Source organism: Actinoplanes sp. M2I2 (genome assembly GCF_023544445.1).
Lineage (GTDB): Bacteria > Actinomycetota > Actinomycetes > Mycobacteriales > Micromonosporaceae > Actinoplanes.
The window spans coordinates 64215-89428 of the sequence record NZ_JALPVJ010000024.1 but is presented as its reverse complement, the minus strand read 5'-3'; the positions used below and the strand labels follow the sequence as shown (position 1 = coordinate 89428).

Below are 25214 nucleotides of genomic sequence, written 5' to 3'. Positions count from 1 at the left end.
TATTACCCGACCGGGATCGTGGTGGTGACCGTGGCCTGGTCGATCTCGGACGTCCGCAGCGTCATGGACAGCTGCCACTCGCCGGGGAACGGGAACGTCAGGTTGCCCAGCCCCTGGTTCTCCAGGATGGAGGCCACCGGATTGTCGATCGCCTCGACGCCCTTCTCAGGCAGCGCGAGCGTCACCTTCCACTCCTCGACGCGCAGGGGCTTGCCCTCCGGCGTGTAGACGAAGGCGTGCAGCGTGTTGTACTCCCCCACCGCGGCCGGGAACACCTCGAACTGCACCGAGTACAGCTTGCTGGTGAGCGTCGTCACGAACCCGCGGGCCCGGGCGGCCGCCACCGCCTCGACGTCGACCGTGCGGCCCGGGTTGGTCTGCACCAGGACGGCGGTGGCCGCCAGCACCAGCACGGTGATGCCCACCTCGGCCGCCGTCGCCCGCCGCAACCGGCCGGGGCTCGCGGCGGCCGTCCCGCGCTGCACCAGACGGCGCGACCAGGCGGCTACACCGAGCACCAGAACGAGCAGACCTGTCTTGATCAGCAGCAGGCGGCCGTAGTCGGAGTCGACCAGGGCCTTCCACGTGCCGACCTGGACGATCGCCTGCAGCACCCCGGCCGCCACCAGCCAGTAGACGGCCAGGGCGGCCCACCGCGACCAGGACGGCAGGATCAGCCGCAGCCGGCGGATGTCCGCCCGCCGCAGCACGACGGCCGTCAGGGTCACCAGGCCGCCCAGCCACACCGCCATTCCGGCGAGGTGGGCCGTGTCGGCCGCGACCAGCACCCACGCCAGCGGCGCGGCCACGGCATGGCCGGTCAGCGGCCAGGTCACCAGGATCGCGGCCACCAGGGCCACCAGCACGGCGGCCGGACCCCGGCCGGGCCGCCGTCGGATGCGGGTGACCAGCACCGCGGCGACGGCCAGCAGAACCAGGCGGGCCAGCATGGTCAGGCCGAACGAGCTGGTCAGGACCTGACCCAGCTCACCGGCCGACACGTCGAACGGGCCGGCCCCGGAGGACGCCGGCGCCTGCAGCCAGATCGCGGCCAGCGTGCTGAGGGCGACCAGGGCCAGGCCGGCGCGGGCCATCGTGACCAGCGCCCGGCCGCGGAACCACAGGGCCAGGAAGAGCACCGGGCCGACGGCGAGCGTCAGACCGCCGTACCCGACGAACTTGAACCCGGCGGTGGCCGCCTGCACCGCCGGGGCGACGCCCTCGTCGGGCGCGGACGGGGCACTCGCGGACGGGGCGCCGACCGAGAAGGTGAAGGCGCCCGAGATGGGGTGGCTGTCGGCCGAGACGATGCGGTAACTGACCAGGTAGGTGCCGAGCGGCCGCTCGGCCGGGCGCAGCTTGATCGTCATGCCGTTCTGCTGCGGCGCGGGATCGCCGACGTTGACCCGCTTGCCGTCCGGGCCGATCACCTGGGTGCGGCCGGGGATTACCTGGACCGCCTCGTTGAAGCGCAGCACCACCAGGTCGGGCGCCACCTTGACGATCGCCCCCTGCTGCGGGACGGCCTGGGTGAGGATGGCGTGGGCGCTCGCCGGGCGCACCGGCCCGCACAACACCGACACGACCACGGCCAGGCCGGTCGCGAGCAGCCAGGCCGCGAGCCGGCGATGCCAGACGTTCCCCACGGACACCCCTACGGAAACTGACGACCGCCGGTTCAACCGTTACTCCGTTCCGAGCCGCCCGACCGCTGCCCTACCCTGGTCGCCATGACTGCGCCCGGGTCAGGCGGCCACCATCACCATCACCACGGGCCGGCGCCGCGCGGTCCGGCCGGCCTGCGCCGGCTGACGCTGCTGTTCCTCGTCCCGGCGGCGTTGCTGACCGCGCTCGGGATGTTGCTGCTCTGGCCGAGCTCGCCGCCGGCCGCCGCCCCACCGGCCGAGGGGCTGACCCGCTATCTGGGCGAGGTCCGCGCGGTCACGCCGGGGCCCTGCGCAGAGACCCCCGACCCGTCCGCGGCCCCGGGCCCATCCGCCGATCTGATCTGCGGGACCGTCACCGTACGGCTCTCCGACGGCTCACAGGTCACCGCCGACATCCCGAACGGGCCGGGAGCCGTCGAGGTGAAGCCGGGTGACGACATCGTGCTGCTGCGGCTGCTGGACGGCGAGGGCGGGGTCAGCGAGAGCTATTCGATCATCGACCACCAGCGGGGCCAGCAGCTGTGGGTGCTGGGAGCGGCGTTCGCGCTGGCGGTCATCGCGTTCGGCCGGTGGCGGGGCGTCACCGCGCTGGCCGGGCTCGGGCTGACCTTCGCCGTGCTGCTGCTGTTCGTGGTGCCGGCCATCCTCGACGGCCGGTCGCCGGTGCTGGTCGCCGTGGTCGGCGCCGCGGCGATCATGCTGACCGTGCTCTACCTGACGCACGGGTTCACGGTCACCACCTCGGTCGCCGTCGCCGGCACCCTGGTCAGCCTGACCATCACGGCGCTGCTCTCGGCGGCGGCGACCGCGGGCATCCACCTCTCCGGCGTCGTGGACGACGCGGCGAACTACCTCAGCATCACCGAGGGGCAGATCAACATGCGCGGGCTGCTGCTGGCCGGCATCGTGATCGGGTCGCTGGGGGTGCTCGACGACGTGACGGTCACCCAGTCGGCCACGGTCGCCGAGCTGTCCCAGGCCAATCCCTCCTACGGGTTCCGGCAGCTCTACAGCGCGGCGACCCGGGTCGGCCGGGCCCACATCGCGTCGGTCATCAACACGATCGTGCTCGCCTACGCGGGCGCCTCATTGCCGCTGATGCTGCTCTTCGCCACGGGCGGGACACCGGTGAGCGAGCTCCTGACCGGGCAGCTGGTCGCCCAGGAGCTGGTGCGCAGCGCGGTCGGCACGATCGGCCTGATCACCGCCGTGCCGATCACCACGGCCCTGGCCGCGTACGCCGCCACCCGCGCCACCCGGCCGGCGCCCGAGGAGCCCGCCCGCCCGGCGCCGCCGCCCGACGACCCGTGGGCCGCCTTCGCCGACCGTCACGCGTAGGCGCAGCCGTTTATGCTGCCGCGGATGAGCGTGAAGCGAGGGCGGCCGCCCGGCATGATGGACGTCGCCCGGCTGGCGGGGGTGTCCCACCAGACCGTGTCGCGGGTGCTCAACGAGCATCCCAACGTCAGCGAGCCGACCCGCCTCAAGGTCCGCGCGGCCATCGCCGAGCTCGGCTACCGGCCCGACCGGGCCGCCCGCGCCCTGGTCACCGGCACCTCCAAGGTGATCGGGGTCGTCGCCCAGAACTCCTCGCTGTACGGGCCGGCGTCGATGCTCACCGCGTTCGAGGAGGCCGCGCAGGCCACCGGCTTCGCGGTCAACGTGGGCAGCGTGCGCGACCTGGACGAGCGGTCGATCGCCGAGGCCGTGGAACGGCACCTCGACCAGCGCGTGGCCGGGCTCGTGGTGATCGCGCCGGTCGCCTCGGCCGGGCCGGCCCTGGCCAAGCTGCCCGGCGACGTGCCCCTGGTGACCATCGACGGCGACCCGGACCGCTTGTCCACGCTGGTCACGGTCGACCAGGTGGCCGGGGCCAGAGCCGCGACCGAGCACCTCCTGCGGTGGGGCCACCGGTCGGTCTGGCACCTCTCCGGGCCGGCCGACTGGTTCGACGCGGCCGGGCGGGTCCGGGGCTGGGAGGCCGCGCTGCGCGAGGCCGGCCGCGAGATCCCGCCCCTGCTCACCGGGGACTGGAGCGCCGCGTCGGGCTATCGCAACGGGCAGCTGCTGGCCCGGCTGCCCGACGCCACGGCGATCTTCGCCGCCAACGACCACATCGCCCTCGGGCTGCTGCGGGCGCTCAACGAGCACGGGCGCCGGGTGCCGGCCGACGTGAGCGTCGTGGGCTTCGACGACGTGCCCGAGGCGGCCTTCTACACCCCGCCGCTGACCACGGTCCGCCCCGACTTCGACGCCGCGGCCACCGCCAGCCTGGAACTGCTGCTGGCCCAGATCGAGTCGGGCACGACCGACGGCGCCCGGCGCATCATCGCGCCGGCCCTCGTGGAACGGGAAAGCGTCGGACCTCCGGCGTAGTCTCTGTCCCGTGCCGCGCCCCGACCCCCTCCTGCTCGTCCTCGACGGCAACAGCCTGCTGCACCGGGCCTACCACGCCGGCGCGGGCGACGGCTGGGTCGACGACGACGGCAACCCGATCTGGGCGTTGCGCGGCTTCTTCGGCTACCTGGCCCGAGCCGCCGCCCACCTGCGCCCCGACGCGGTCGTGGTCGGCTTCGACTGTCCCGTCGAGTCGGCCCGCCGCACCGACTTCCCGCCCTACAAGGCCCACCGGCCCGACAAGGCCGACGATCTGACCGCCCAGCTGCTGGCCGCGCCCGAGCTGCTGCGCGACGCCGGGGTGTGCGTCGTGGTGCCGCCCGCCTACGAGGCCGACGACGTGCTGGCCAGCGCCGCGGCCACGGCCCGGGCGGCCGGCTGGCGCTCGGTGCTGATGACCAGCGACCGCGACGCGTTCGCCCTGATCGACGAGTCGACCACGGTGCTGCGGGTGCGCAACGGCGGCTTCGACGAGGCCGTGCTGATCGACGCGGCCGGCCTGCCCGCCCTGTACGGCGTGCACCCCTGGCAATACCGTGACTTCGCCGCGCTGCGGGGCGACCCTTCGGACAACCTCCATGGCGTACGCCGCTTCGGCGCGACCACCGCGGCCAAGCTGCTGACCGCGTTCGGCACGCTCGAGGCCGCGTGGGAGGCGGGGGCCGACCGGGTCCGCGAGGCCGTGGGGGCGCACGCGGCCACGTGTTTCACGGCCGCCGAGGCCCGCGAGACGGTCGAGCGCAACCGCCGGCTGATGAGCATGCGGCACGACCTGCCCATCCCCGACCTGAGCGGGGCGCGGCTGCCGCTGAGCATGGCCGTGATGCGGCGGGCCCTGCGGGCGCGGGGCATCAACCTGGGGCCGTCGTTGTGGGCCCTGACCGGCGGCGAGCCCCCGTCCGCGCCGGACGCCGACCCGACGCCCGAGTTCCGCCCGTGGGTGTTCCGCGGCAGCCTGGCCGTCCGCCGCGAGCCCACACCGGGGCAGCTGGCCCTCTTCTAGACGGCGGGGCGGCTCCGGTGCCGACGCTCTCCGGCAATCGGTACTCCCCGTGCCGCCACTCCAGCTGACCGACGGCCGAGCCGGGACGCCAGGCCGGCCACGTCGTGGCCGCTGTTCTACCGCCGCTCGCCGTGCTGCGTGGCCGGAATGGGTGCCGAGCCCATGCCGTCGTGGTCGTCCTCGTGCCGCACTTGCGGGGGTTCGGGGTTGAGCGCAACCGCTCACGCAGGTCGCCCGGGTGGGGTGAGCGTTCTGGGCGCGCCAGCGGCCAGCTCGCCCCGGCCGGGCCCTCGGCGTGAGCAGCGATCCGGACCACCCACCCCGCTACGACATCCCGCCCTTGAACTGCTCTTCGCATCCCATCCGCAGGTCCTGTCGCGTGCCCGGATCGGTCACGACCCTCGAACTGCCTCTCATCATCGACCTTCCATGTCGGCAGCTCGCGCGTCGGCTCAGAGTGATGCGGCGTACTCCTTGTTGCCATCTGAACTTTAATTGCCAAGACTTCGCAATAGCGGTAGGAATCTCTTGATCGCTCAAACGGGAGGCGTCATGGAGACGACGGCGATGCACATCGCCAACGGGATCGTGGATGGGCCGGTGTCGGCTGCCTTCGCGGTCCTCGCGGTCGCCGCGCTGGCTTTCTGCGTGCGGAAGGCCCGCAACGACCTCGATGAACGCCTGGCCCCGATGGCCGGACTGGTCGCGGCGTTCATCTTCGCGGTGCAGATGCTGAACTTCCAGGTCCTGCCGGGCGTCTCGGGTCACCTGCTGGGCGGCACGCTCGCCGTCATCCTGGTCGGGCCGTGGGTGGGCGCGCTGTGCGTGTCGACCGTCCTGATCGTGCAGTGCCTGCTCTTCGCCGACGGGGGCCTGACCGCGCTCGGCCTGAACATCACCAACATGGCACTGCTCGGCACCGCCGCCGGCTATCTGCTGGTCGCCGGCCTGCTGCGCATCCTGCCCAAGACCGCGTCCGGCCTGGCCGCGACCGCTTTCGTCGCCTCCGTCATCTCGGTGGTCGTGGCGTCGCAGGGCTTCGTGCTCGAGTACGCGCTGGGCGGCACCACCGAGCTGTCGCTGCCCTGGGTGTCGGGCACGATGGCCGGCGTCCACGTGCTGATCGGCATCGGTGAGGGCCTGATCGCCGCCACCACGGTCGCGACCGTCGCCAAGGTCCGGCCCGACCTCGTGTACGCCCTGCGCCGGTTCCGCCGGCCCGCCTTCGCCAAGGTCGGAGTGAACGCGTGAGCAAGCGTCTGGGCTGGTTCCTGGCCGGCGGGCTGCTCGTGGCCCTGCTGCTGGCCGGTGTGGTGAGCAACTTCGCGTCGTCGAGCCCGGACGGGCTGGACGCGACGGCCCGCGAGGGCTGCACGTTCAACGCCGCCGGCGAGATCACCGGCGGTACGTGCATCGCCCAGCAGGAGGGGGAGCACCAGCTCGGCGACAGCCCGCTGGCCGACTACGGCATCCGCGGCGTCGGCAACAGCTTCCTGTCCACGGCGCTCGCCGGCGCGGCCGGGGTGCTGATCACCTTCGGCGCCGGGGCGGGTCTGTTCTGGGTGGCGCGGCGTCGCCGGCCGGCCGACGACCGTTCCGGCACGGGCGTCTGAGGTGGGCGCCGGGCACGCGCACCCGTTGCATCTCGACCGGGTGAGCCCGGTGCATCGCCTCGCCCCCGAGGTGAAGATCGCCGCCGTGGTGCTCTTCACGATCATCGTGGTGGTCACGCCCCGGACGGAGTTCTGGGCTTTCGGCGGGTACGCCGTGCTGCTCGTCGTCGTGGCGGCGATGGCCCGCGTCCCGGCCCCGTGGCTGGCCAAGCGGGCCACCATCGAGCTGCCCTTCGTGCTGCTGGCGGTCGCGCTGCCGTTCGCCGGTCACGGTGAGCGCGTCGACTGGCTGGGGATGTCGTTGTCGGTCGACGGCCTGCACGGCGCGTGGAACATCTTCGCCAAGGGCACGCTCGGGGTCGTCGCGTCGCTGCTGCTGGCCGCGACCACGACGATGCGCGACCTGATCCTCGGGCTCGACCGGCTGCGCTGCCCGACGGTGTTCACCCAGATCGCGACGTTCATGCTGCGCTACCTCGACGTGCTGGCCGACGACGCCCGCCGCATGCGCATCGCCCGCCTGGCCCGCGGCTACGACCCGCGGTTCCTGTGGCAGGTCAAGGCGTTCGCGGTGAGCGTCGGGGCACTGTTCCTGCGCGCCTACGAGCGCGGCGAGCGGGTCTACCTGGCCATGGTGTCGCGCGGGTACGCCGGCCGGCTCCCCCAGTCGTCGTCGGGCCGGGCCCCGGCCGGGCAGTGGATGGCGGCGGCTGTCCTGCCGGTCGCGACGGCGAGCATCGCGCTGGCTGCCGCCCTGGGATCATGATGACCATGAGTGGCCCCGAGACACCGGCCCTGCGCGTCGCCGGCCTGCACTTCGCCTATCCCGACGGCACCCCGGTGCTGCACGGCGTCGACCTCACCCTGGACCGCGGCGAGCGCGTCGCCCTGCTGGGCCCGAACGGCGCCGGCAAGACCACCCTGGTGCTGCACCTCAACGGCATCCTGAACGGCGGCCCGGGCACCATCGACATCGCCGGCGCCCGCGTCGACCCGGCCGACCGCGCCGGGCTGGCCGAGATCCGCCGCCGGGTCGGCATCGTCTTCCAGGATCCCGACGACCAGCTCTTCATGCCCACGGTGGCCGAGGACGTCGCCTTCGGGCCGCAGAACCTGGGCCTGCGCGACGACGAGCTGACGACCCGCGTCGACGAGGCGCTGGCCGCGGTCGGCATGAGCGAGCACCGCCACCAGGTTCCGCACCACCTGTCGTTCGGCCAGCGCCGCCGGGTCGCCGTGGCCACGGTGCTGGCGATGCGGCCCGAGGTGCTGGTGCTCGACGAGCCGTCCTCCAACCTCGACCCGGCCAGCCGCCGGGAGCTGGCCGAGATCCTCGAGCCGTTGCCGGTCACCGTCCTGATGGTGACCCACGATCTCCCGTACGCCCTGCAGCTGTGCCCCCGTGCGGTGATCCTCGACGGCGGCCGCATCGTCGCCGACGCCCCCACCGCCGACGTGCTCGCCGACGAGTCCCTCCTGCACGCGCACCGCCTGGAGCTGCCGTTCGGCTTCGACCCGGTCGCCGCGGCAGCCCGTATCGGGCGATGACGTCGATCCACCGCATCGCCATACCTGGACGGCCTCAGCGAGGCGGCCTCAGGCGGCCGACGTGGCCGGCTGCCCCTTCGGGAAGTGCGGGCGCAGGTCGGCGGCCAGCAGGCGGTCGAGCAGCCGGTCGGGGAGGATCCGCGACAGCCGGGTGAGCACGGCCGCGTCCCGCCCGATGGTGTATCGGGTGCGGGGCCGGCGCACCGTGGCGGCGTCGGCGATGACGCGGCCGGCCGCCTCGGCGGGCAGCCCCGAGGCGGTGAACGCGGTCGCGTGGCTGACGATCGCCCGCATCAGCCCGCCGTACCGTCCGCGCTCGGCCGGCGACAGGCCGGCGAGGGTGTCGTTGAGCCGCGCGATGCCGTGGCCGGTCATCTCGGTGCGGACGCCGCCGGGCTCGACGACCACCACCTGCACGCCGTGCGGCGCGAGCTCCCGCCGCAGGGCATCGCTCATCGCCTCCAGAGCGAACTTCGCGCCGCCGTACGCCCCGTAGGTCGGCATCGCCACCTTGCCGCCGATGGAGCTGATGTTCACCACCCGGCCCGAGCTGGCGTGCAACGCGGGCAGGACGGCCTGGGTGACCGCGACGTGCCCGAAGAAGTTCACCTCGAACTGGTGCCGCCACTCCGCCATCGACAGCAGCTCGACCGGCGCGTTGACGGCGATCCCGGCGTTGTTGATCACCGCCCGCAGGGGCCGCCCGGCCGGGTCGGCGGCGATGCGCCGGGCCACCGCCTCGATGTGCTCCGGGTCGGTGATGTCGAGAATCACCGGCTCGATCCCCGAGGCGCGCACCGCGTCGGCGTCGGCCTCGCGCCGGACGCCGGCGAGCACGTGGTAGCCGCGGCGGGCCAGCTCACGGGCGGTGGCGGCGCCCATCCCGGTGGAGGCTCCGCTGATCAGGACCAGTTCATCTGACGTTGTCATACGAACCACCGTAACAGTTCAGCTGACAACGTCAAGCAAGTGGGATGACATTGTCAGATAGATTGTCGGCATGACGAGCAGGGTGGAGAGCGCGGCGGCGACCCGGCGCGCGCTGATCGAGGCGGCGGCCGAGCTGCTCGACGAGGGCGGCCCCGACGCTGTGACGCTGCGCGCGGTGGGGGCCCGCGCCGGAGTGTCCCGCGGAGCGCCCTATGGTCACTTCCCGGACAAGGAGCACCTGCTCGCCGCCGTGGCCACCAAGAGCTGGGAGGCGATCGGCGAGCAGCTCGACACGCTGGTCGCCGACGAGCACCGGCCACCGGCCGAACGGCTGGAGCAGGCCTTGCGCGGGCTCATGGCGGTCGGCCGGGGACACCCGCACGCGTACGGTCTGATGTTCACCGCGCCGACCGGCGAGCACCCCGACGCGGTCGCCGCGGTGTCGCGCACCCACGACCGGTTCCTGCAACTCGTCACCGACGTGGTCGGCGATGCGGAGCGGGCCCGGCCGATCGGCGCGCTGCTGATGACGAGCGTGCACGGCATCATCGCCATGGAGAACAACGGCCATCTCACCGTCGAGAAGTGGAACACCACCGGCGACGGGCTGATCCGAGCGCTGATCGACCGCATCGCCTGACGACCGCGAGACGCTGGATTAAACAGCCGAGACAGTCGATCATTTTCTGTCTCACGAACCGTACCTACGGTTGGTTGGTGCCTGAATTCACTCTCGGTAATGTCGACGTCTCCCGGGTGATCGAGTGGCAGGGCCCCTTCGCCCCGGTCGGCGTCCTCTTCCCGTCGATGCCCGACGAGCTGTGGCGGCAGCACGAGTCCTGGCTGGCGCCGGAGCACTGGGACGCCACCACGGGGAACTACCCGGCCACCTTCCAGACCTGGATCCTGCGCAGCGAGGGCCGTACCGTCCTGGTCGACACCGGCCTCGGCAACGACAAGCCCCGCGACCACGCCCTGCTGGACCGGCGCGACGGTGACTTCCTCGCCCGGCTGGCGGCCCTGGGCGTACGGCCCGAGGACGTGGACCTGGTCGTCAACACCCACCTCCACGGCGATCACATCGGGTGGAACACGAGCCTGGTCGACGGGCAGTGGGTCCCGACCTTCCCGAACGCGCAATACCTGATCAGCAAGACCGACTTCGACTACTGGAACCCCGCGAACGGCCACGGCCAGCGATCCACGTTCGCTTCGGTGGCCGACAACAAGGCCTCGTTCGCGGACAGCGTGCTGCCGATCCAGCAGGCCGGTCAGGCGGTGCTGTGGACCGGTGACAGCTACCGCATCGACAAGGACCTTTCGCTCGACCTGGCGCCCGGACACACCCCGGGATCGGCCGTGCTGCGCCTGGAATCCGGCACGGATCGGGCGTTGTTCGTCGGCGACGTCGTGCACACCCCGCTCCAGATGCTGCACCCCGATCACGACACCTGCCTGAGTGAGGACCAGGCCGAGGGGGCCCGGTCCCGGCGACGCATCCTTGAGCAGGCGGTCACGACGAACAGCCTGATCGTGCCCGCACACTTCGGCACGCCGGCTGCGGCCGAGGTGACGCGCACGAACGGGACATACTCGATCAAACGGTGGGTGCCCGCAGGACCGGCCTGACCCCCGGGCGGTACGACGGATCAGCCGCACGGAATCGGCGGCGAGGAGGGATGTTCGGCATGGACGTGCTCAGCGACGCGATCGCCGCCATGCGGGCCGGCCGGCCCTACTCGACGCTGACCGCGGCCGACCGACCCTGGGCGATGCCTTTCCCGGCCTTCGGGGGCGCCCGATTCCATGTGGTCGTCGCGGGCCGGTACCGCCTCACCGGTCTGGAGGAGCCGGCCGTCCTTCTGGGCCCGGGCGACGCCGTCCTCTTCCCCCACGGCACGGCGCACACGCTCGAGACGGCGACCGACGGCCCGACCGAGATCCTGTGCGGCGCCTACCAGCTCGACCAGGCCCGCCCGCACCCGCTCATCCAGGACCTTCCCGACGTGGTGAGCCTGCCGGCCCGGGCCGACCGCTATCCGGCGCTCCAGGCCTCGATCGACCTCCTGCGGCACGAGCTCGCCGAGCAGTCGCCCGGCCAGGACGCGGTCCTGCCGGCGTTGCTCGACGTGCTCCTCGTGCAGCTGATCCGCGCCTGGTTCACCGCCCGGGCGGGGCTGCAGGACACCGGCTGGTGCGTCGCCCTGGGCGACAAGGCGATCGCCCGGTCGCTGCGCGCGATGCACGAGGATCCCGCCCACCCCTGGACCGTGGAGTCGCTGGGCGCGCGGGCCGACCTGTCCCGCGCGGCCTTCGCCCGCCGGTTCACCACCCTGGTCGGCCTGCCCCCGCTCACCTATCTGACCTGGTGGCGGCTCACCACGGCGGCCCATCTGCTGCAGACGACCGACGCACCCCTGTCGGCCGTCGCCCAGCGCAGCGGCTACGGCTCCGCGTACGCCTTCGCCAACGCCTTCAAACGCGAGTACGGCGTGTCCGCGGGCCGATACCGGCACCAACGCCGCACCGACCACCAGCACATCACCGAGTGGGTGCCCGGCGAAGCGGAGGTCGAGGTGTGATCGGCGCCGGGAAGTAGCCTGCCGTGATGGACCTGCCGACCGATGACGAGATTCGTGCCCTGCATGAGCGGTACGCCCCTGACCAGGCCGCGTTCAGCCTGGTCTGGACGCACTGCCGGATCGTCGGTGAGCTGGCTGAGGGGCTGCTGACCGGCGAGGACCGCGAGCTCGTCCGGGCCGGGGCCCTGCTGCACGACATCGGCGTCTACCGGCTGGCGCCCGACGAGGCGTACATCAGGCACGGCGTTCTGGGCCACGAGCTGCTGCGCACGCTGGATCTGCCCGAGCCGCTGGCCCGCATCTGCTCCCATCACACCGGCGTCGGCCTCAGCCGTGACGACGTCCTCCGGCAGGGCCTTCCGCTGCCGCCCGACGACTACCTGGCCGAGACCCCCGAGGAAACCCTGGTCATGTACGCCGACAAGTTCCACAGCAAGACGTCACCGCCTCGCTTCAACACCGCGCGCTCCTACGCCGCGACGGTGAGCCGTTTCGGGCCGGGGCCGGTCGCCCGCTTCGAGGCGCTGGTCAGCCGGTTCGGCCGGCCCGACCTGAGCGACCTGGCGCACCGCTACGGTCACGAGGTGCGCTGAAAATCGCTGTCGCGGGCGAGCCGGGATCGATCACCATGAACAGCATGAATGTCCCTTACCGGCAGATCCGGGCCGCGTACGACGACGACACCGTCACCGTCTACCAGGCCTACCCGCCGGAGATCGCCCGGCCGGCCGTCGCCGCCGGCCGGTTCGTGCCGCCGTTCAAGCGCTCCCGGATGACCTGGATCAAGCCGTCGTTCCGGTGGATGATGTACCGCTGCGGCTGGGCGACCAAGCCCGGCCAGGAACGCGTGCTGGCCGTCTCGATCCGCCGCGACGGCTTCGAGTGGGCTCTCGGCCACGCCTGCCTGAGCCACTACGACCCCGAGCTGCAGGCCGACCGGGCCGAGTGGGTCCGCGCCACCAGGGCCAACCCGGTGCGCGTGCAGTGGGATCCCGAGCGTTCGCTGCGCCTCGAGCCGCTGGCGTACCGGTCCTTGCAGGTCGGTCTGGGCGGTGAGGCGGCGGACCGCTACGTCGACGAGTGGGTCACCGGCCTCGAGGACGTGACCGACCGGGCCAAGGCCATCCACGCGCGCCTGCTCGCCGGTGACGAGGACGGCGGGGCGGAACTCCTGCCGCTCGAGAAGCCGTACCCGTTGGGGCCGCCGGTGGCCGACCGGATCGGCGCCACCCGCTGAATGACCGCGGGACGGGCACGGCTCAGGGCCGGCGCCCGCCGATGGAAGCCACGAGGGCGTCCACGACCAGGGAGGCGTCGGCCGCGGCGACGTCGTCCGGGTACGGCGGCAGCAGATCGTCCCAGACCGGCAGCCAGGAGCCGTAGAGCTGGGACTGGCCCTCGGGCCGCGCGAAGAACCAGATGTGCAGGTGGGCCGCGCCGTCCCCGATGCGATGGACGTGGGCGCGGGAGATGTGCGGCAGCGCCTGGATGTGCCGGGCGAGGTGCTTGGTCAGCACGCCGAGCTCGGCCGCGAGGTCGTCGGGCAGGTCGGCCAGGTCGTGGTGGTCGCGCGGGTGCAGCATGAGGATCAACGGCAGACCCACCCCGGCGATCCGGGTCAGCCGCCAGTCGTCGTTCAGCCAGAGGCCCTCGTCGCGGTGGTCGCAGGAGCGGCAGTCGGCCGGGTCCTCGCCGTGCCGGGGCGGCTCGGGCAGCACCGGTTCCCGCAAGGCCGACACCCGCAGGCCCTCCGGCACGAACGGGCTGACGTCCCACCCGGTCATCCGCGCCAGCGGAAGCCGCCGCTCGTCGTCCGCCGCTTCGAGCGCGTGAGCGTAGAACTCGTCCGGTCGCAAGGCCATGCCCGGCAGCCTAGGTCAGGCTCCACAGTGCTCGCAGCCGTGGCCGTCAGATCTTGCCCGCGCCGAATTCCGGTTCCAGGTCGGCCAGCAACTCCCGCATCGGACCGCGCGCCTGCTCCTCGTAGAAGCTCTGGTGCGCGGTCCAATACGTCTTCGAGTTGTCGGCGTCGAGCCTTTCGTAGAACTCGAGCGCCTCGCTCGGCCAGCCACGGAACGTCACGGGCCGATTCTGGCACGGCCCTGCCGTCAGTCGAGCCAGCGCAGCGGTACGGCGTACGCGATGGCCCGGTATCCGGCCGGGTTGAGGTGCAGGTGATCACCGGTGTCGTAGGCCGGCAGCAACTGGCGGGGAGCGGCCGGATCCCGGACGGCGGCGTCGAAGTCGGCCACCCCGTCGAACAGGCCACGCCGGCGGATCGCCGCGTTCACCGCCGTCCGCGTGGCCTCCCGCAGGCCCTCGGGGTCGTCGTAGCCGGTGTTGCCGCCGAACGGGGTGATCGTGGCGCCGTACGCCTTCAGGTCGACGGCGTGCGCGCGCAGCACGATCTGCTCATAGGCGACCAGCAGATCGTCCAGCACCGCCTTCTGGCCGTCCACCGTCGCCGGCGCGGTGCCGATGTCGTTGACGCCCTCGAAGAGCAGCATCCGGTCGACCCCGCTGGTCGCCAGCACGTCCCGGTCGAGCCGCGCGAGCACGTTCGGCCCCAGCCCGTCGTTGAGCACCCGGTTGCCGCCGGCCGCCTGGTTGAGCACGGCCGCGCGCGGGCCCCGGGCGAACAACTGGTCGGGCCAGCGGTCGTTCCCGTCGGTCGTCGAGCCCCGCCCGTCGGTGAGCGAGTCGCCCACGACGGCGAGGGCGGGCACGTCCGACTCCACCTCGACACCGCTGATCAGATACCAGTGCGCGACGCCCACGGCCCCCGGCAGGTCCGCCTCGGCGTGATGGTCACCCCGGATGAGGTACGAGGTGGTGCGCGAACCCGGGTGCGAGGTGAGGTCGAGCGTGTCCTGCCCCGAAGCCAGGTACACGCTGATGGTCAGGTTCGCGCCCCGCCCGGCCGGCAGCGACACCGGATCGGACACGACCTGCGCGCCGACCGGGACCGTGATCGAGCGCCGCCCGCCGAAGGTCAGCGGGCGGCCCGACCCGCGCACGATCGCGGAGACACCGGCCCGGCCGTCGAGCGGCTGGGCGATCGCCGCCGCCGTCAAAGGCAGCGCCGCGCCGCCGAAGGCGTTGGAGAACCGCACCCGTACGCGGGAGCCGCCGGCCGTCACGTGCACCGTCTGCCGCAGCGTGGTGTCGACCAGCACCGAGCTCGGGCCCGTGAAGGGCGCCGGGGGCAGGTTGCCCGGCTCGGTCAGCTGCGGCATCGCCGTCCAGGTGTGGACCCACCGCTTCCGGCGGGTGAGGGCCGGCCCGGGCAGCATCGCCACGCCGCCCAGGCTCAGCACCGTTCTGCGCCGCATCAGGACCTCCGGCTCTCGGGCGGTCCGAGATAGCTGTACTTGACGCCGCCGGTGTCCACGACCAGCCGCTGCACGATCACCGTCGGGTCGACCGCCCAGAACTTCAGCGTGTGCCGGCCGGCGCCCTCGATCGTGTGCGTGGTCGTCGTGCGGTTGATGTTGTCGGAGGTGTTGCGGGCCCACTGCCGGTTCATCGTCGTGTCGTTGGCCCCGGTCGCCTTGGTCACGTTGACCACCTGCGGTGTCTGCCCGTCGATCGACACGGCGTACTTGAGCCCGTCGCCCGGCAACACGTTGTTACGCGGTGACAGGTACGCCGTGACCTTCACCGGTCCGCTGCTGGTGAGGGTCATCTTGTACTCGAGGCGGGAGTCGGCGCCGCCGAGCGGCGTGAGCCCGTTGCCGGTCTTGCCGATGCCGGGCAGCAGCTGCCACGGCCCGACCTTGCCGGTGTGGTGGTCGGCTTCCATGGCCACGTACCCGTTGGCCTCGAGGAATCCGGCCGGCTTGATCGTCGGGTTCTCGATCGGCGCCTGCACGACGGTGGTCGAGCCGGCCCCGCTGACGGTGATCGGCACCGTGGTGACGCCCTTGGGGGCGCGGCGCCAGTCCACCTTGACGGTGGCCCGGACCTCGTCGCCGACCACGCCCGAGGCCGGCGCCACGTGCACCCACGACGCGCCCGTGGTGATCCGGTACCGGAACGGCGTGGTGCCCTTGTTGTAGACGTCGATGTACTGCGGGCGTTGCGACTGCCACGGGCTGAAGGTCGGCAGTTTCACCGGGTCGCCGCCGTCGAGCCCGACGCCCAGGGCGGATTCCGGGGGCACGGTGATCCGTTTGAGGTGCGGGTAGATCTCGTCGGGCAGGGCGACGTTGTTCAGTTCCGGCTGCTGCCAGGGCGCGTTCGGGCCGTAGCGCTCGACGTTCCCGTACCCGATCTTGGGTTGCAGCTGCCAGCCCTTCCACTTCCCGCCGGCCAGCGTGTTGTTGTAGTAGTCGCTCATCGCCTGGTCCTCGGCGAACAGCCGTTCCGCGGTGTCGGCCAGCTTGTTGGTCGCGGCCCGGCCCTGAGCCGCGTAGGCGATGTTGGTGAATTGCGCGCGCCGCAGTTCGTAGATCAGGGCCGTGTCTTTGATCTGGTAATAGACCAGCTGATAGAAGGCGTCCTGCCAGGCCGCCGGCACCCGTTCCTTCAATCGCGCGGCTCGGCGGGCCAGATCGATCCAGACCTCGGTCACGCGGTCCATCTCGCCGTAGTCGGTGAGACTGAACGGCGTGGCCTGATCGTCGTAGACCACCGCGGTCGGATCGGTGGCGAGGTCCTTGGCCGGATCGACGGTGATGCGCCGGTTCAGCAGTTCGGGCTTGCGACGCGACTGCAGGAAGCTGTACTCGTCGAGAAGTTCCCCGATCGCCGGGGCCAGCCGGTCGCCGAAGTTCTCGGCCGCGAACGACGAGGTCCACTCGTCGATCCGCTGCAGCGGCAGGGCGTCGGGATTCCACGCGTAGTCGAGGAAGAACTGGGTCGGCACCTCCTCGTTCTTGAGGTCACCCACGTTCACGACCCAGAGCCGGTCGACCCCCTTGCGGTACGCGAGGTTGAGCTGCTCCCACGTATTGGTGAGATTGACGGTGTCGGCCCACTTGTAATTGCGGCCGTCCCCGACATAGTCGAAGTGGTAGTACATGCCGTAGCCCCCGCTGCGGGCCGGCAGCGACGGGTCGGGCAGTTTCCGCATGTTGCCCCAGTTGTCGTCGCAGAACACGACCGTGACGTCGTCCGGTGGCCGATAGCCCTCGTCCCAGTAGCGCTGCACCTCCTTGTAGAGGGTCTGCACCTGCGGCCGGTCGATCAGCCCGGTCTCCCGCAGGATCTGCCGCTGACTGTCGATGATCGAGGACATCAGGTCGATGCCGTCGCCGTCGGGCAGCGACACGTCGCCGTTTCCGCGCATGCCCAGGGTGATGACGCCTTCGATGTTCTGGTCGCGCATGCGTTCGGCGCCGTCTCTCCAGTACGCCTTGATGGCGTCCGGGTTGCGGCGGAAGCTCCATTCCCCCGTACCGGTGGGGTGCCGGTTCCATTCCTCGATGCCGCGCATCATCGGCGCCTCGTGCGAGGTGCCCATGACGACGCCGTAGAAACTGGCGGTCGCGTGATTGAGCGGGTCGTCCTCGGCGAAAGCGCGACCCCACACGGCCGGCCACAAATAGTTCGCCTTCAACCGCAGCATGGTCTCGAAGACCTTGGCGTAATAGTCGCTGTTGAGGCCGCCGGGATAACCGGGCGCCTTGCCCGGCCCGAAATAGCCGGGCGCCCAGGTGCCGGTGGCCGGGTTCTCGTCGTTGATGAAGAAGCCGCGGTATTTCACCTTGGGCGTGCCCTGGGTGTGCCGGCCGGGCAGCACGTGCAGCTCGGCCTTCTGCTGGACGGGCACGTCGTCCCAGAAATACCAGGGCGAGACCCCGATGGTCCGCGACAGGTCATAAGCGCCGTAGATGCTGCCGCGCTGATCGCTTCCGGCGATGACAAAGGCCCGGCGTACGCCCGGAAGCGGATTGTCGACGACCTGTTCGACCGTGGTCTCCCACTTGCCCTTCACGCCGCGCACATCAAGCTTGCCGCGCGCGATGATGCCGTCGATCAGCGGGCTCTTGCCGATGGTGCCGACGATGACCGGGTCGCGGCCGTCCGGGATCGTGTCGTGCCCGACGGCCGGCTTGACGCCGGTGACCTTCTCGATGTCGGCCTGCAGGTCGTCGACGACCCGGATCACGCCGGCGTGGTCGGCCTTGCTGACCACGATGGGCGCCGCCCGGCCGGCCGCGACCAGGGGGAACCGGCCGGGACCGCTCTGCGTGGAGACGTACGACCGGGTCTGCTCCTGACCCCGGCCGGCGGAGGCCGGGACGGGGGCGGTGATCAGCAGCGCCGCCGCCGCGACGGAGGCGATCGCGGCCCTCATCGGAACATCCGGAGCGACGCGGCCTCGGCCATCACGGCCATGCCGGCGTCGTTGGGGTGCAGGCCGTCGCCGCTGTCGTAGGCGGGGTCGAGCCGCAACGGGTCGGCCGGATCGCGCATGGCCCGGTCGAAGTCGATCACAGCGTCGTACTCGCCGCCCGAGCGGATCCAGCGGTTGAGCACGTCGCGTTTACGCTCGTTGGCCTCGGTGTAGAAGCCCAAGGTGTCCCCCTTGAACGGCAGAATGGTGCCGCCGATCGCGACCAGCCCGGCCGTGTGGGCGCGGGCGATCAGCTGGCGGTGCCCGGCGATCAGGTCGTCGGCGGTGACCACCTCGGATTCCGGCGCGACCGTCCCCGGATGGCCCAGGTCGTTGACGCCGAGCAGCACGACCAGGAAGCGGGCGCCGGGCTGGGCCACCACGTCCCGGTCGAAGCGGCGCAGGCCGCTGTGCCCGAAGTACGCCGCGAAAGCCTCGGCGTCGCTGCCCGCCGCCGGGTTCGGGTCGTGCAGCAGGCGGTTGCCCGAGATGCCGACGTTGGCCACGCCCCGGCTCAGACCGGCCTTCCGCAGGCGCGCGGCCAGCAGGTCGGGCCAGCGGTGGTTGAGGTTGTTCTGCGTGTTGGCGCCGTTGGTGATCGAGTCGCCCAGCGTGACGATGGCCGGATCGCCGCTGCGCACGGCCACCCCGGAAAGAAACAGATACTGGCCGACGGTGGCGACCGGGGTCACCGTGCGTGCGGCGGTGACGTCGCCGTCCGCGATGACGTTGTCCTGGAAGGCGAACGCGGCCAGGGTGGTCACCGGCGTGCGGGCCGGCAGGTAGAGGCTGACGGCCAGGTCGGCTCCGGGCGGGACCCGCAGGCGTACGGGGTCGCTGACCAGCGGCGAGCCGGCCGGGATGGTCAGGGCGGCGCGGTTGCTGAAGGTCACCCGGCGGTCGGTGCCCGGGACGATGGCGGTGCTGGCGCCTTCGCCGGCCCGCAGGGCGACGCGGACGGCCCCGATGCGCAGGGGCCCGTTGCCGAACTCGTTGGTCACGCGGATGCGGATCTCGTCGCCGCCGGCGCTGCAGTGGACGATCTGCCGAACCGTCTGGTTGGCCAGGACGGTGGTCGCGGTCGGTGGGTTGGGCGGGATCGTGGTCGGGGCGGCCGCCCAGGTGGCGGTCCAGCCGTCCGCCCCGGCCGGGGCGGCCTGGGCCGATGCGGGAAGCCCGGCGGCGGCGGTGACGGCCGCGCCGGAGGTGAGAGCGAGTAATTCGCGTCGGGTGGGCATGCGGGAGCTCCTTCACGGCCGCCGGGGTCAGCCTGCATCGAAACTCCCGCGGTGGCCGGAAGTTTCGGAAACACATCGGACGGACTCCCGTAACGTAAAGGCGGCCATCTATGTCGTCAAGAACACAGCGCCGGATCATGGCGTTTTCCGGGACGTTAACGCTCCCGGAATACGTCGGAACTTTCGGTTGATCGTGAGCAAAGCCTCTATCTTGGCGGAGGCGTCAAGTTAGGTGTAGCTTCTTGACCATGCAGTCAACGACAGAAGAGCAGGTCGTCGAGCGCGACGACCACGTCGAGGCAGGGGCGGCCGAGCCGGCGCCCGCACCGCTGATCATGCTGGAGCCGATGGACGACTCCGGCGTCTGTGCTGTCGACGGGTGGTGCGACTGATGAGCGCGAGCGCCTTCGGCCCCGCCGCCGAGCCGATCGTCATCGACGTCTGGAGCGACGTCGTCTGCCCGTTCTGCTACCTCGGCAACGCCGTCCTCAAGGAGGCCGTCGAGCAGTTCCCGCACGGTTCGTCGGTGCAGGTCCGCTATCACAGCTTCCAGCTCAACCCCGGCTTCCCGGCCGGTGAGGCCATCCCGGCCGACGACTACGTCGCCCAGCACCACGGCTTCCCCAAGGCGCAGCTCGACGCCTCGCACGCCCAGCTGGCCGCCCGCGGCGCCCAGTCCGGCCTCGACTACCGCTTCCCGTCGGCGCTGATGGTCAACACCCTGGACGCGCACCGGATGATCCACCTGGCCAAGACCCACGGTCAGGAGCTGCCCATGGTCGAGCGCCTCTTCAAGGCCGAGTTCACCGACGGTCTCAACCTGGCCGACCACGCGGTGCTGGCCGACCTGGCCGCCGAACTCGGCCTCGACCGCGCCGCGGCGATGAAGGCGCTCGAGACCCAGGCGTACGAGGACGACATCCGCGCCGACCTGGCCCAGGCCCGCCAGCTGGGCATCAGCGGCGTCCCGTTCTTCGTCTTCGACAACAAGCGGGCCGTCTCCGGCGCCCAGCCGATCGAGATGTTCCGCCGCGCCCTCGACATCACCTGGCAGGACAGGGCAGTCTCCCCCGCATGAGAGCCGACGCCCGGCGCAACGTCGAAGGCATCCGTCAGGCCGCCCTCGACGTGTTCCGCACCGGCGGCCTGACCACCCCGCTCGACGAGGTGGCCCGGGCCGCCGGCGTCAGCAAGGGCACCATCTACCACCGCTTCGGCAGCCGCACCGGCCTGATCGACGCGGTGGTAGAGGACCTCGTGGCCGCCCGCATCGACACCATCATCGAGACCGTCGACGCCCTCGACGGCCCCCTGCCCCGCTTCGAGGAATACCTGCGACGCACCTGGCTGCTGCAGTTCGACGAGCCGGCCGCCAACGACGTCCTGATGCGCGTACTCCCCGACTCCGAGCCGCTGACCACCCTGTTCGAGCGCGCCTGCCACTTCGGCCGCCGCCTCCTGCACGAGGCCCAGTCCGCCGGCGTCGTCCGCGACGACATCACCCCCGACGACCTGGTCACCCTGATCCTCGAGCGAGGCGTCATCGTACGAGCCTGCGACCAGCAGACCCGCGACGACTACCGCCGCCGCCTCGACTTCATCCTCCGAGGCCTCCGAACCCATCGGTGAGCGCCGGGCCACGCCCGTGCGAGTCGCTCTTCAGCCCGGGATCAGCTGATTCCCGGACGCATAGCGCTCCCACCACGTGTCCCGGCGGTGCTTGGTGAGTTCGCCGGCTCGCCGGGCCAGAAGCAGGATGTCCCCGTTGAAGTCGAAGGTCGCATCCTCTCTCCCGGTGTCGAGCACACGGCGCACCACCGTGAGCATGTTGGTCACCGCCCACCGGGCATCGGCGAACTTGCCCAGACGAAAAGTGATCCGGACGTAGGAATCGGGCTCCCACTCCCACGATCCCTGATCGGTCTCGAGGTCGAGGTACCCGCCGTGTCCGGCCGAGATCGTGACATCGAAGCCGTACTCGGCCTGGTGATCGGCCGAGAGCCGCGGTGCGACACCTGTCGGGCGCTCGCTCATCACCGGAAAGGCGCGCTCGGCCATCCCCTCAGCCGAACACTCCCCGGCCAACGTCAGTCGGTATTCGAGAGCCACGGGTACACCTCCATCGGTCGGTGCGGCGGGAGGTCGATCTGCACGACGTCGCCGTCGCGAGTGATGGCCTTGACCTCCTTGAGACCCGGGATCGGCCAATCCGCGAACTGCTTCTCGAGGGCTGACAGGTCTCCTCGCCAATCTTCCAGGTTCACCACCACCCTCTGCGTCTGGCCTTCCTCGACCTTCTCCTGAGCTTGTTTCCAGATGCCTCGCACGGCTTTGTGCGGCTTGATCGGTGAGTAGCAGTCGAACACCCGTCCCTCGAGAAGGTAATCAGGATCCTTGCGGGGATCACCCACATCACCGGTATCGAGCCTCGCCTGCGCGACCTCGGCCTTCGTCGGGTTCTGCCGGAGGTGATATCCCTGAGCGGCGAGCGTGGCGGCCCCCGCGTTCTCCAGGGTCAAGGAGCGGCGAACGTCGGCGTCCTCGTCCGGCTCGATGCGCGTCACACGCCCCAGCGGCGTGCCGCCGGGACGGCCGGACCGCTCGGTCAGAAGGTCGTCGAGTTGCCGATGCGGTGTGGCCGGCCCGCCGGGCCCAGCCCCGCCGTTCCGGGTCGAGCGCCCCGTCCGCCCCTTCTGCGCGACGGTCTCTTGTTCCAGCCGCACACTGTCGGAGCTCCCTCCATCGCCGGCATGCGGCCGCGGTGGTGTCTCGCCGTCAGGCTCATCGCCCGTCTCGCCGTGCCCCTTGCTTCTGGAAGGCATCCGCTCGGCCGCCTATCGCTGGTCCGCTGCCGGAGAACCGATGCCGGGCATCGTAGGACCGGCACGCCAGGAGCGGCGGCGCCGACGAAGCTCACCCGGACCTGCGATCCGGCGATCGCCTTCTGTCGATCCGGCGTCGACCTCCTCTTGCCGCAGTCTGAGCGGATGGCCCGTAACCGCAGAGGTCCGGTCAGAATGTCTGCCAGGTCTTGGTGAGTTCCGACCACTGAAAAATGGGACCGTCACCCTGCCGGAAATTGGCCTGATAGATCCAGAAGGGGTTTGCGGCATCGGTGAGGGTCCGGTGGTGGGAGACCCCGTTCACGGTGAGATCCACCGTCACCTGGAAGCCCGTCCGGAAGCTGGGACCGCCCGACGTCAGCAGATAGACCGGGATCGTGCCGACTGAGCCGCGCCGGAAGTCGAATGTCATCTCGTCGATCGGGGTCGGGCCGGACGAAGGAACGGTCACAGCGGGTGCGGTCCCGGTGAATTGGTCGGCCAGCCGGATCACAGGTGTGAAATACGAGTCGGGGCCGAAGTCGAACTGCTCGTTGAAGTCGGGGTCGCCCGGATGGACCACCGGGGGTACGGCGTCGATGCAGCCGGCCACGCTCGCCAGCTGTCGGCTCTCGCGCCGGACCGTTTCGACGGTGATCTCGTCGATCCTGAGCTGAACGGGCCGGGTTGCCCGGAAGGTGACCTCCAGGCGGCCGAACAGGGCCGGAACGCCACCCAGGGCCTGCATCGCGGCCATGGCCGAGTCACACGTCGCCGCCGGCGCGGCCGAGCGGTCGGCCGGCTCCGGAAAGACGACGTTCCGGTACGGCGCCAGCCGCGCGGTCACCTCGACCGCTTCGGTGGCGGCCGGCGGGGAAACGTCTGGCTTCGTGGTGCCCTGGGAGCGATGGAGCACCACGCCGACCGTCACGGAGGGGACGAGGAGGATCGCGGCCACCAACGCCACACGCGACAGTCTCATCGAAGTCACCCCGGCGTTCCGGGCACGATGCGGCGGCAGTCGACGGGACAGAGCTCCTTGATCGGCTCCCGGGTCAGGCCAGAGGAGTCCCAGGTGTAGGCCTCGCCGTACGAGAGACTGGCCCCCGTCACCTTCAGGGACCGGCCCTCGGGCTGCAGGTCGAGGGTGCGGGTCTCACCGCCGACCAGATATCTGACCTGCACCACCCAATCGATCCTCGCGGTGGTCGTGTGACCGATCAGGTTGAAGCGCAGCTTCTCGCCGGACTCCACCGTCAGGCCCTGCTCGTCGAGGTATTCGCCGGCCAACCGGCCTTTGTCGGTCTTCCGGGCGTCCAGATCGACGGAGTCGAGGTCGAAGTGAAGCTCGACCGGTCCCTCGCCGGGACCACCCTGTCCGCCCACCACGACCAGGGCGGCGGACGGCACACTCGCGCGCTCCCGCACCTTGGCCTTGATCGAGGTGATGACCGCCGTTTCCTTACGCCTGTTCTCGATCGTCACGCCGGCCCCGGCCTGGCCGATCTGGACTGCGCCCGCACGAAGCAGCCGGTCCGATACAGCGTCCGAATTCGAGGGCCCTTTCACAGCGGTGGCCGGCAGGGCGCGGTCGAAGGCGAAGGCCGCCCCGGTCAGCGCGTCGATGTCGTCCTCATCGGGATAGACCACGAGCGGGCTGGAGCCGACCAGATCGGCGGCGCCGTCGGTGATCGGGTCGACGGAGCGGGTGATCACCAGCCCGGTGACGGTGGCCAGCAGACCGCTGGCGCCCACCAGCGCGGCCAGCCCGGAGAGCAGGCGGCGCCGTGACGGCTTCTCGGGTTGCTCCGGCCGGGGCCGGCGCCGCTTCTGCGGTCGTTTGGCCATGCCACATTATGGACGGTGGCGGTCGTCCCGGCAGTCCCGTCCGGCCCGGGCAGGGGCCGGCGGCGGCGCGATGGGGTCGCGCCGCCGCCGGCCTTTCGGAGCGGGTCAGGTCACGTGGTGGCGCAGGCCAGGTTGTTGACCGTCGGTGGGGCTGTGCCGGAGCCGATCAACCCGAAGGTCACGTACTTGCCGGCGGCCACCGTGCCGTTCCAGTTGACGTTCTTCACCGACACCAGCGAGCCACTGCTGCTGGCGGTGCCGCTCCAGGCCTGGGCCAGGGTCTGCGAGCCCGGCCAGGTCCAGGACACCGTCCAGTTGCTGATCGCCGCGGTGTTCGCGTGGACCATCACCTCGGCCTGGAAACCGCCGTTCCAGGTGCCCGTGATGTTGTACATCGCGGAGCAGTCGCCGGTGCCCGCGGGCGGCGGGGTCGTCGGCGGCGGGGTGGACGGCGGAGGTGTCGAAGGCGGCGGGGTGGTCGGCGGGGGCGTCGACGGCGGCGGGGGCGTGCCGCCGCCACCGATTCCGGTGACCTCGCCGTTGCCGCCGTCGAAGACGACGTCCGAGCAGCCGTAGAACGTCTCGTTGCTGTCCGAGCGCTGCCACACCGAGTAGATGATGTGGCGGCCGCTCTTGCCCGACGGCAGCGTCGCGTTCCAGTAGTAGTGGCCGTCGTCGGTGCCCGGGCCGCCGTTGGCCGGCGGGTTGGTCACCGTGTCGAAGGGCGCCGACTCGAGGTCGTTCCAGGCCAGGGCCCGGGTCGGGCTCCAGCTGTCCTTGGTGACGTAGAGCCGGAACGTGCCGGGGTGCTTGGCCCAGTTGTTGTACTTGACGCCCAGCGACGCGCCCGAGGTCAGGTGCGTCACCGGGAAGTCGTTACGGGGCAGGTTGAAACCGGTGAAGTTGTACGGGCCGCCGGTGCCGCCGGAGCAGAGCTGCCCGTCGGGGATGTAGCCGGCCATCCGGCCCGCGCCGTCGGAGCGCAGCACCGCGAACCAGTTGTAGAGCGAGGTCGTCCCGCTCTGGGCCACCGCGGCGGCACAGGCGGCGTTCCTCGGCTCGATCGCGCCGGTGTTGGGGTTGCGGCCGTCCTTGTAGCAGAGCCACGTACGGCTGCCCGGCACCATGATCGCGCCGTGCGCCTGGGCGGCGCCGGGGGTGATCACGGCGCCCACCCCGGCGGCGAGTAACCCCGCCATGGCGTACATCAGGAATCTTTTTCTCAT

At 71.3% G+C, this 25214-nt stretch carries 27 protein-coding genes; 15 read left to right on the top strand and 12 right to left on the bottom strand.

The window, feature by feature from the left end; all coding sequences use genetic code 11:
* Nucleotides 1–2 precede the first annotated feature (2 nt).
* Nucleotides 3–1646: a copper resistance protein CopC gene (locus tag HJC40_RS36690; protein ID WP_250008090.1), complete on the bottom strand. Its 1644-nt coding sequence runs from the start codon at nucleotides 1644–1646 to the stop codon at nucleotides 3–5.
* A gap of 84 nt (nucleotides 1647–1730) precedes the next feature.
* Here HJC40_RS36690 and HJC40_RS36685 point away from each other — a divergent pair, with 84 nt between their 5' ends.
* From HJC40_RS36685 to HJC40_RS36655, 7 genes are all read left to right on the top strand, one after another.
* Complete coding sequence (locus HJC40_RS36685) at nucleotides 1731–3005, top strand: YibE/F family protein (protein ID WP_250008089.1); 1275 nt, start codon at nucleotides 1731–1733, stop codon at nucleotides 3003–3005.
* 54 nt (nucleotides 3006–3059) lie between these two features.
* Nucleotides 3060–4043 (top strand): LacI family DNA-binding transcriptional regulator, encoded by a 984-nt coding sequence (locus HJC40_RS36680; protein WP_250008155.1) that lies wholly within the window; start codon nucleotides 3060–3062, stop codon nucleotides 4041–4043.
* A gap of 10 nt (nucleotides 4044–4053) precedes the next feature.
* A complete protein-coding gene (locus tag HJC40_RS36675) occupies nucleotides 4054–5067 on the top strand; it encodes a 5'-3' exonuclease H3TH domain-containing protein (protein WP_250008088.1) in 1014 nt (337 codons plus the stop codon).
* 552 nt (nucleotides 5068–5619) lie between these two features.
* Entirely contained in the window at nucleotides 5620–6318 is a 699-nt protein-coding gene (locus tag HJC40_RS36670) for an energy-coupling factor ABC transporter permease (RefSeq protein WP_250008087.1), read from the top strand.
* The gene (locus HJC40_RS36665) at nucleotides 6315–6680 is read left to right on the top strand and encodes a PDGLE domain-containing protein (protein WP_250008086.1); all 366 of its coding nucleotides are present in this window, start codon (nucleotides 6315–6317) and stop codon (nucleotides 6678–6680) included. Before HJC40_RS36670 ends, HJC40_RS36665 begins: the two co-directional genes overlap by 4 nt.
* Nucleotide 6681: 1 nt before the next feature.
* Nucleotides 6682–7446 (top strand): cobalt ECF transporter T component CbiQ, encoded by a 765-nt coding sequence (cbiQ, locus tag HJC40_RS36660; protein ID WP_250008085.1) that lies wholly within the window; start codon nucleotides 6682–6684, stop codon nucleotides 7444–7446.
* A gap of 5 nt (nucleotides 7447–7451) precedes the next feature.
* A complete protein-coding gene (locus tag HJC40_RS36655; protein ID WP_250008083.1) occupies nucleotides 7452–8228 on the top strand; it encodes an energy-coupling factor ABC transporter ATP-binding protein in 777 nt (258 codons plus the stop codon).
* A gap of 48 nt (nucleotides 8229–8276) precedes the next feature.
* Here the strand turns inward: HJC40_RS36655 and HJC40_RS36650 are convergent, their stop codons facing one another.
* Nucleotides 8277–9158: an SDR family oxidoreductase gene (locus HJC40_RS36650; RefSeq protein WP_250008082.1), complete on the bottom strand. Its 882-nt coding sequence runs from the start codon at nucleotides 9156–9158 to the stop codon at nucleotides 8277–8279.
* Nucleotides 9159–9228: 70 nt separating this feature from the next.
* Between HJC40_RS36650 and HJC40_RS36645 the strand changes: the two genes are divergently transcribed.
* From HJC40_RS36645 to HJC40_RS36625, 5 genes are all read left to right on the top strand, one after another.
* Nucleotides 9229–9798: a TetR/AcrR family transcriptional regulator gene (locus tag HJC40_RS36645; RefSeq protein ID WP_250008081.1), complete on the top strand. Its 570-nt coding sequence runs from the start codon at nucleotides 9229–9231 to the stop codon at nucleotides 9796–9798.
* Nucleotides 9799–9875: 77 nt separating this feature from the next.
* Entirely contained in the window at nucleotides 9876–10787 is a 912-nt protein-coding gene (locus HJC40_RS36640; RefSeq protein WP_250008080.1) for an MBL fold metallo-hydrolase, read from the top strand.
* Between the two features lie 59 nt (nucleotides 10788–10846).
* Nucleotides 10847–11740 (top strand): AraC family transcriptional regulator, encoded by an 894-nt coding sequence (locus HJC40_RS36635; protein WP_250008079.1) that lies wholly within the window; start codon nucleotides 10847–10849, stop codon nucleotides 11738–11740.
* Nucleotides 11741–11766: 26 nt separating this feature from the next.
* On the top strand, nucleotides 11767–12333 hold the full coding sequence (locus tag HJC40_RS36630; protein ID WP_250008078.1) for an HD domain-containing protein: 567 nt from the start codon (nucleotides 11767–11769) through the stop codon (nucleotides 12331–12333).
* A gap of 44 nt (nucleotides 12334–12377) precedes the next feature.
* Complete coding sequence (locus HJC40_RS36625; RefSeq protein WP_250008076.1) at nucleotides 12378–12977, top strand: DUF4291 domain-containing protein; 600 nt, start codon at nucleotides 12378–12380, stop codon at nucleotides 12975–12977.
* Between the two features lie 22 nt (nucleotides 12978–12999).
* Here HJC40_RS36625 and HJC40_RS36620 read toward each other — a convergent pair whose 3' ends face one another.
* The 5 genes from HJC40_RS36620 to HJC40_RS36600 are packed head-to-tail and all read right to left on the bottom strand — an operon-like array spanning nucleotide 13000 to nucleotide 19318.
* The gene (locus HJC40_RS36620; RefSeq protein WP_250008075.1) at nucleotides 13000–13602 is read right to left on the bottom strand and encodes a hypothetical protein; all 603 of its coding nucleotides are present in this window, start codon (nucleotides 13600–13602) and stop codon (nucleotides 13000–13002) included.
* A gap of 46 nt (nucleotides 13603–13648) precedes the next feature.
* A complete protein-coding gene (locus HJC40_RS36615) occupies nucleotides 13649–13822 on the bottom strand; it encodes a DUF2461 family protein (RefSeq protein WP_250008074.1) in 174 nt (57 codons plus the stop codon).
* A gap of 26 nt (nucleotides 13823–13848) precedes the next feature.
* Nucleotides 13849–15072: an SGNH/GDSL hydrolase family protein gene (locus HJC40_RS36610; RefSeq protein WP_250008073.1), complete on the bottom strand. Its 1224-nt coding sequence runs from the start codon at nucleotides 15070–15072 to the stop codon at nucleotides 13849–13851.
* The gene (locus HJC40_RS36605) at nucleotides 15072–18041 is read right to left on the bottom strand and encodes a glycosyl hydrolase 115 family protein (RefSeq protein WP_250008072.1); all 2970 of its coding nucleotides are present in this window, start codon (nucleotides 18039–18041) and stop codon (nucleotides 15072–15074) included. Before HJC40_RS36605 ends, HJC40_RS36610 begins: the two co-directional genes overlap by 1 nt.
* Nucleotides 18038–19318, bottom strand: coding sequence for an SGNH/GDSL hydrolase family protein (locus HJC40_RS36600; protein WP_250008071.1), 1281 nt, complete (start codon nucleotides 19316–19318; stop codon nucleotides 18038–18040). The genes HJC40_RS36605 and HJC40_RS36600 overlap by 4 nt, the downstream gene beginning before the upstream one ends.
* 248 nt (nucleotides 19319–19566) lie before the next feature.
* Between HJC40_RS36600 and HJC40_RS36595 the strand changes: the two genes are divergently transcribed.
* The 3 genes from HJC40_RS36595 to HJC40_RS36585 are packed head-to-tail and all read left to right on the top strand — an operon-like array spanning nucleotide 19567 to nucleotide 20947.
* Entirely contained in the window at nucleotides 19567–19710 is a 144-nt protein-coding gene (locus tag HJC40_RS36595; protein WP_250008070.1) for a hypothetical protein, read from the top strand.
* Nucleotides 19710–20396 carry a DsbA family oxidoreductase gene (locus HJC40_RS36590; protein WP_250008068.1) on the top strand — a complete coding sequence of 229 codons (687 nt, stop codon included), beginning with the start codon at nucleotides 19710–19712 and terminating at the stop codon, nucleotides 20394–20396. Before HJC40_RS36595 ends, HJC40_RS36590 begins: the two co-directional genes overlap by 1 nt.
* Nucleotides 20393–20947: a TetR/AcrR family transcriptional regulator gene (locus HJC40_RS36585; protein WP_250008067.1), complete on the top strand. Its 555-nt coding sequence runs from the start codon at nucleotides 20393–20395 to the stop codon at nucleotides 20945–20947. Before HJC40_RS36590 ends, HJC40_RS36585 begins: the two co-directional genes overlap by 4 nt.
* A 30-nt stretch (nucleotides 20948–20977) precedes the next feature.
* Here the strand turns inward: HJC40_RS36585 and HJC40_RS36580 are convergent, their stop codons facing one another.
* From HJC40_RS36580 to HJC40_RS36560, 5 genes are all read right to left on the bottom strand, one after another.
* Nucleotides 20978–21427: a SitI3 family protein gene (locus tag HJC40_RS36580; protein ID WP_250008066.1), complete on the bottom strand. Its 450-nt coding sequence runs from the start codon at nucleotides 21425–21427 to the stop codon at nucleotides 20978–20980.
* Complete coding sequence (locus HJC40_RS36575) at nucleotides 21406–22041, bottom strand: hypothetical protein (protein ID WP_374273585.1); 636 nt, start codon at nucleotides 22039–22041, stop codon at nucleotides 21406–21408. The genes HJC40_RS36580 and HJC40_RS36575 overlap by 22 nt, the downstream gene beginning before the upstream one ends.
* Before the next feature lie 289 nt (nucleotides 22042–22330).
* Entirely contained in the window at nucleotides 22331–23122 is a 792-nt protein-coding gene (locus tag HJC40_RS36570) for a hypothetical protein (protein WP_250008065.1), read from the bottom strand.
* A gap of 5 nt (nucleotides 23123–23127) precedes the next feature.
* Complete coding sequence (locus tag HJC40_RS36565; protein WP_250008064.1) at nucleotides 23128–23988, bottom strand: hypothetical protein; 861 nt, start codon at nucleotides 23986–23988, stop codon at nucleotides 23128–23130.
* 110 nt (nucleotides 23989–24098) lie between these two features.
* Nucleotides 24099–25214 (bottom strand): lytic polysaccharide monooxygenase, encoded by a 1116-nt coding sequence (locus HJC40_RS36560; RefSeq protein WP_374273583.1) that lies wholly within the window; start codon nucleotides 25212–25214, stop codon nucleotides 24099–24101.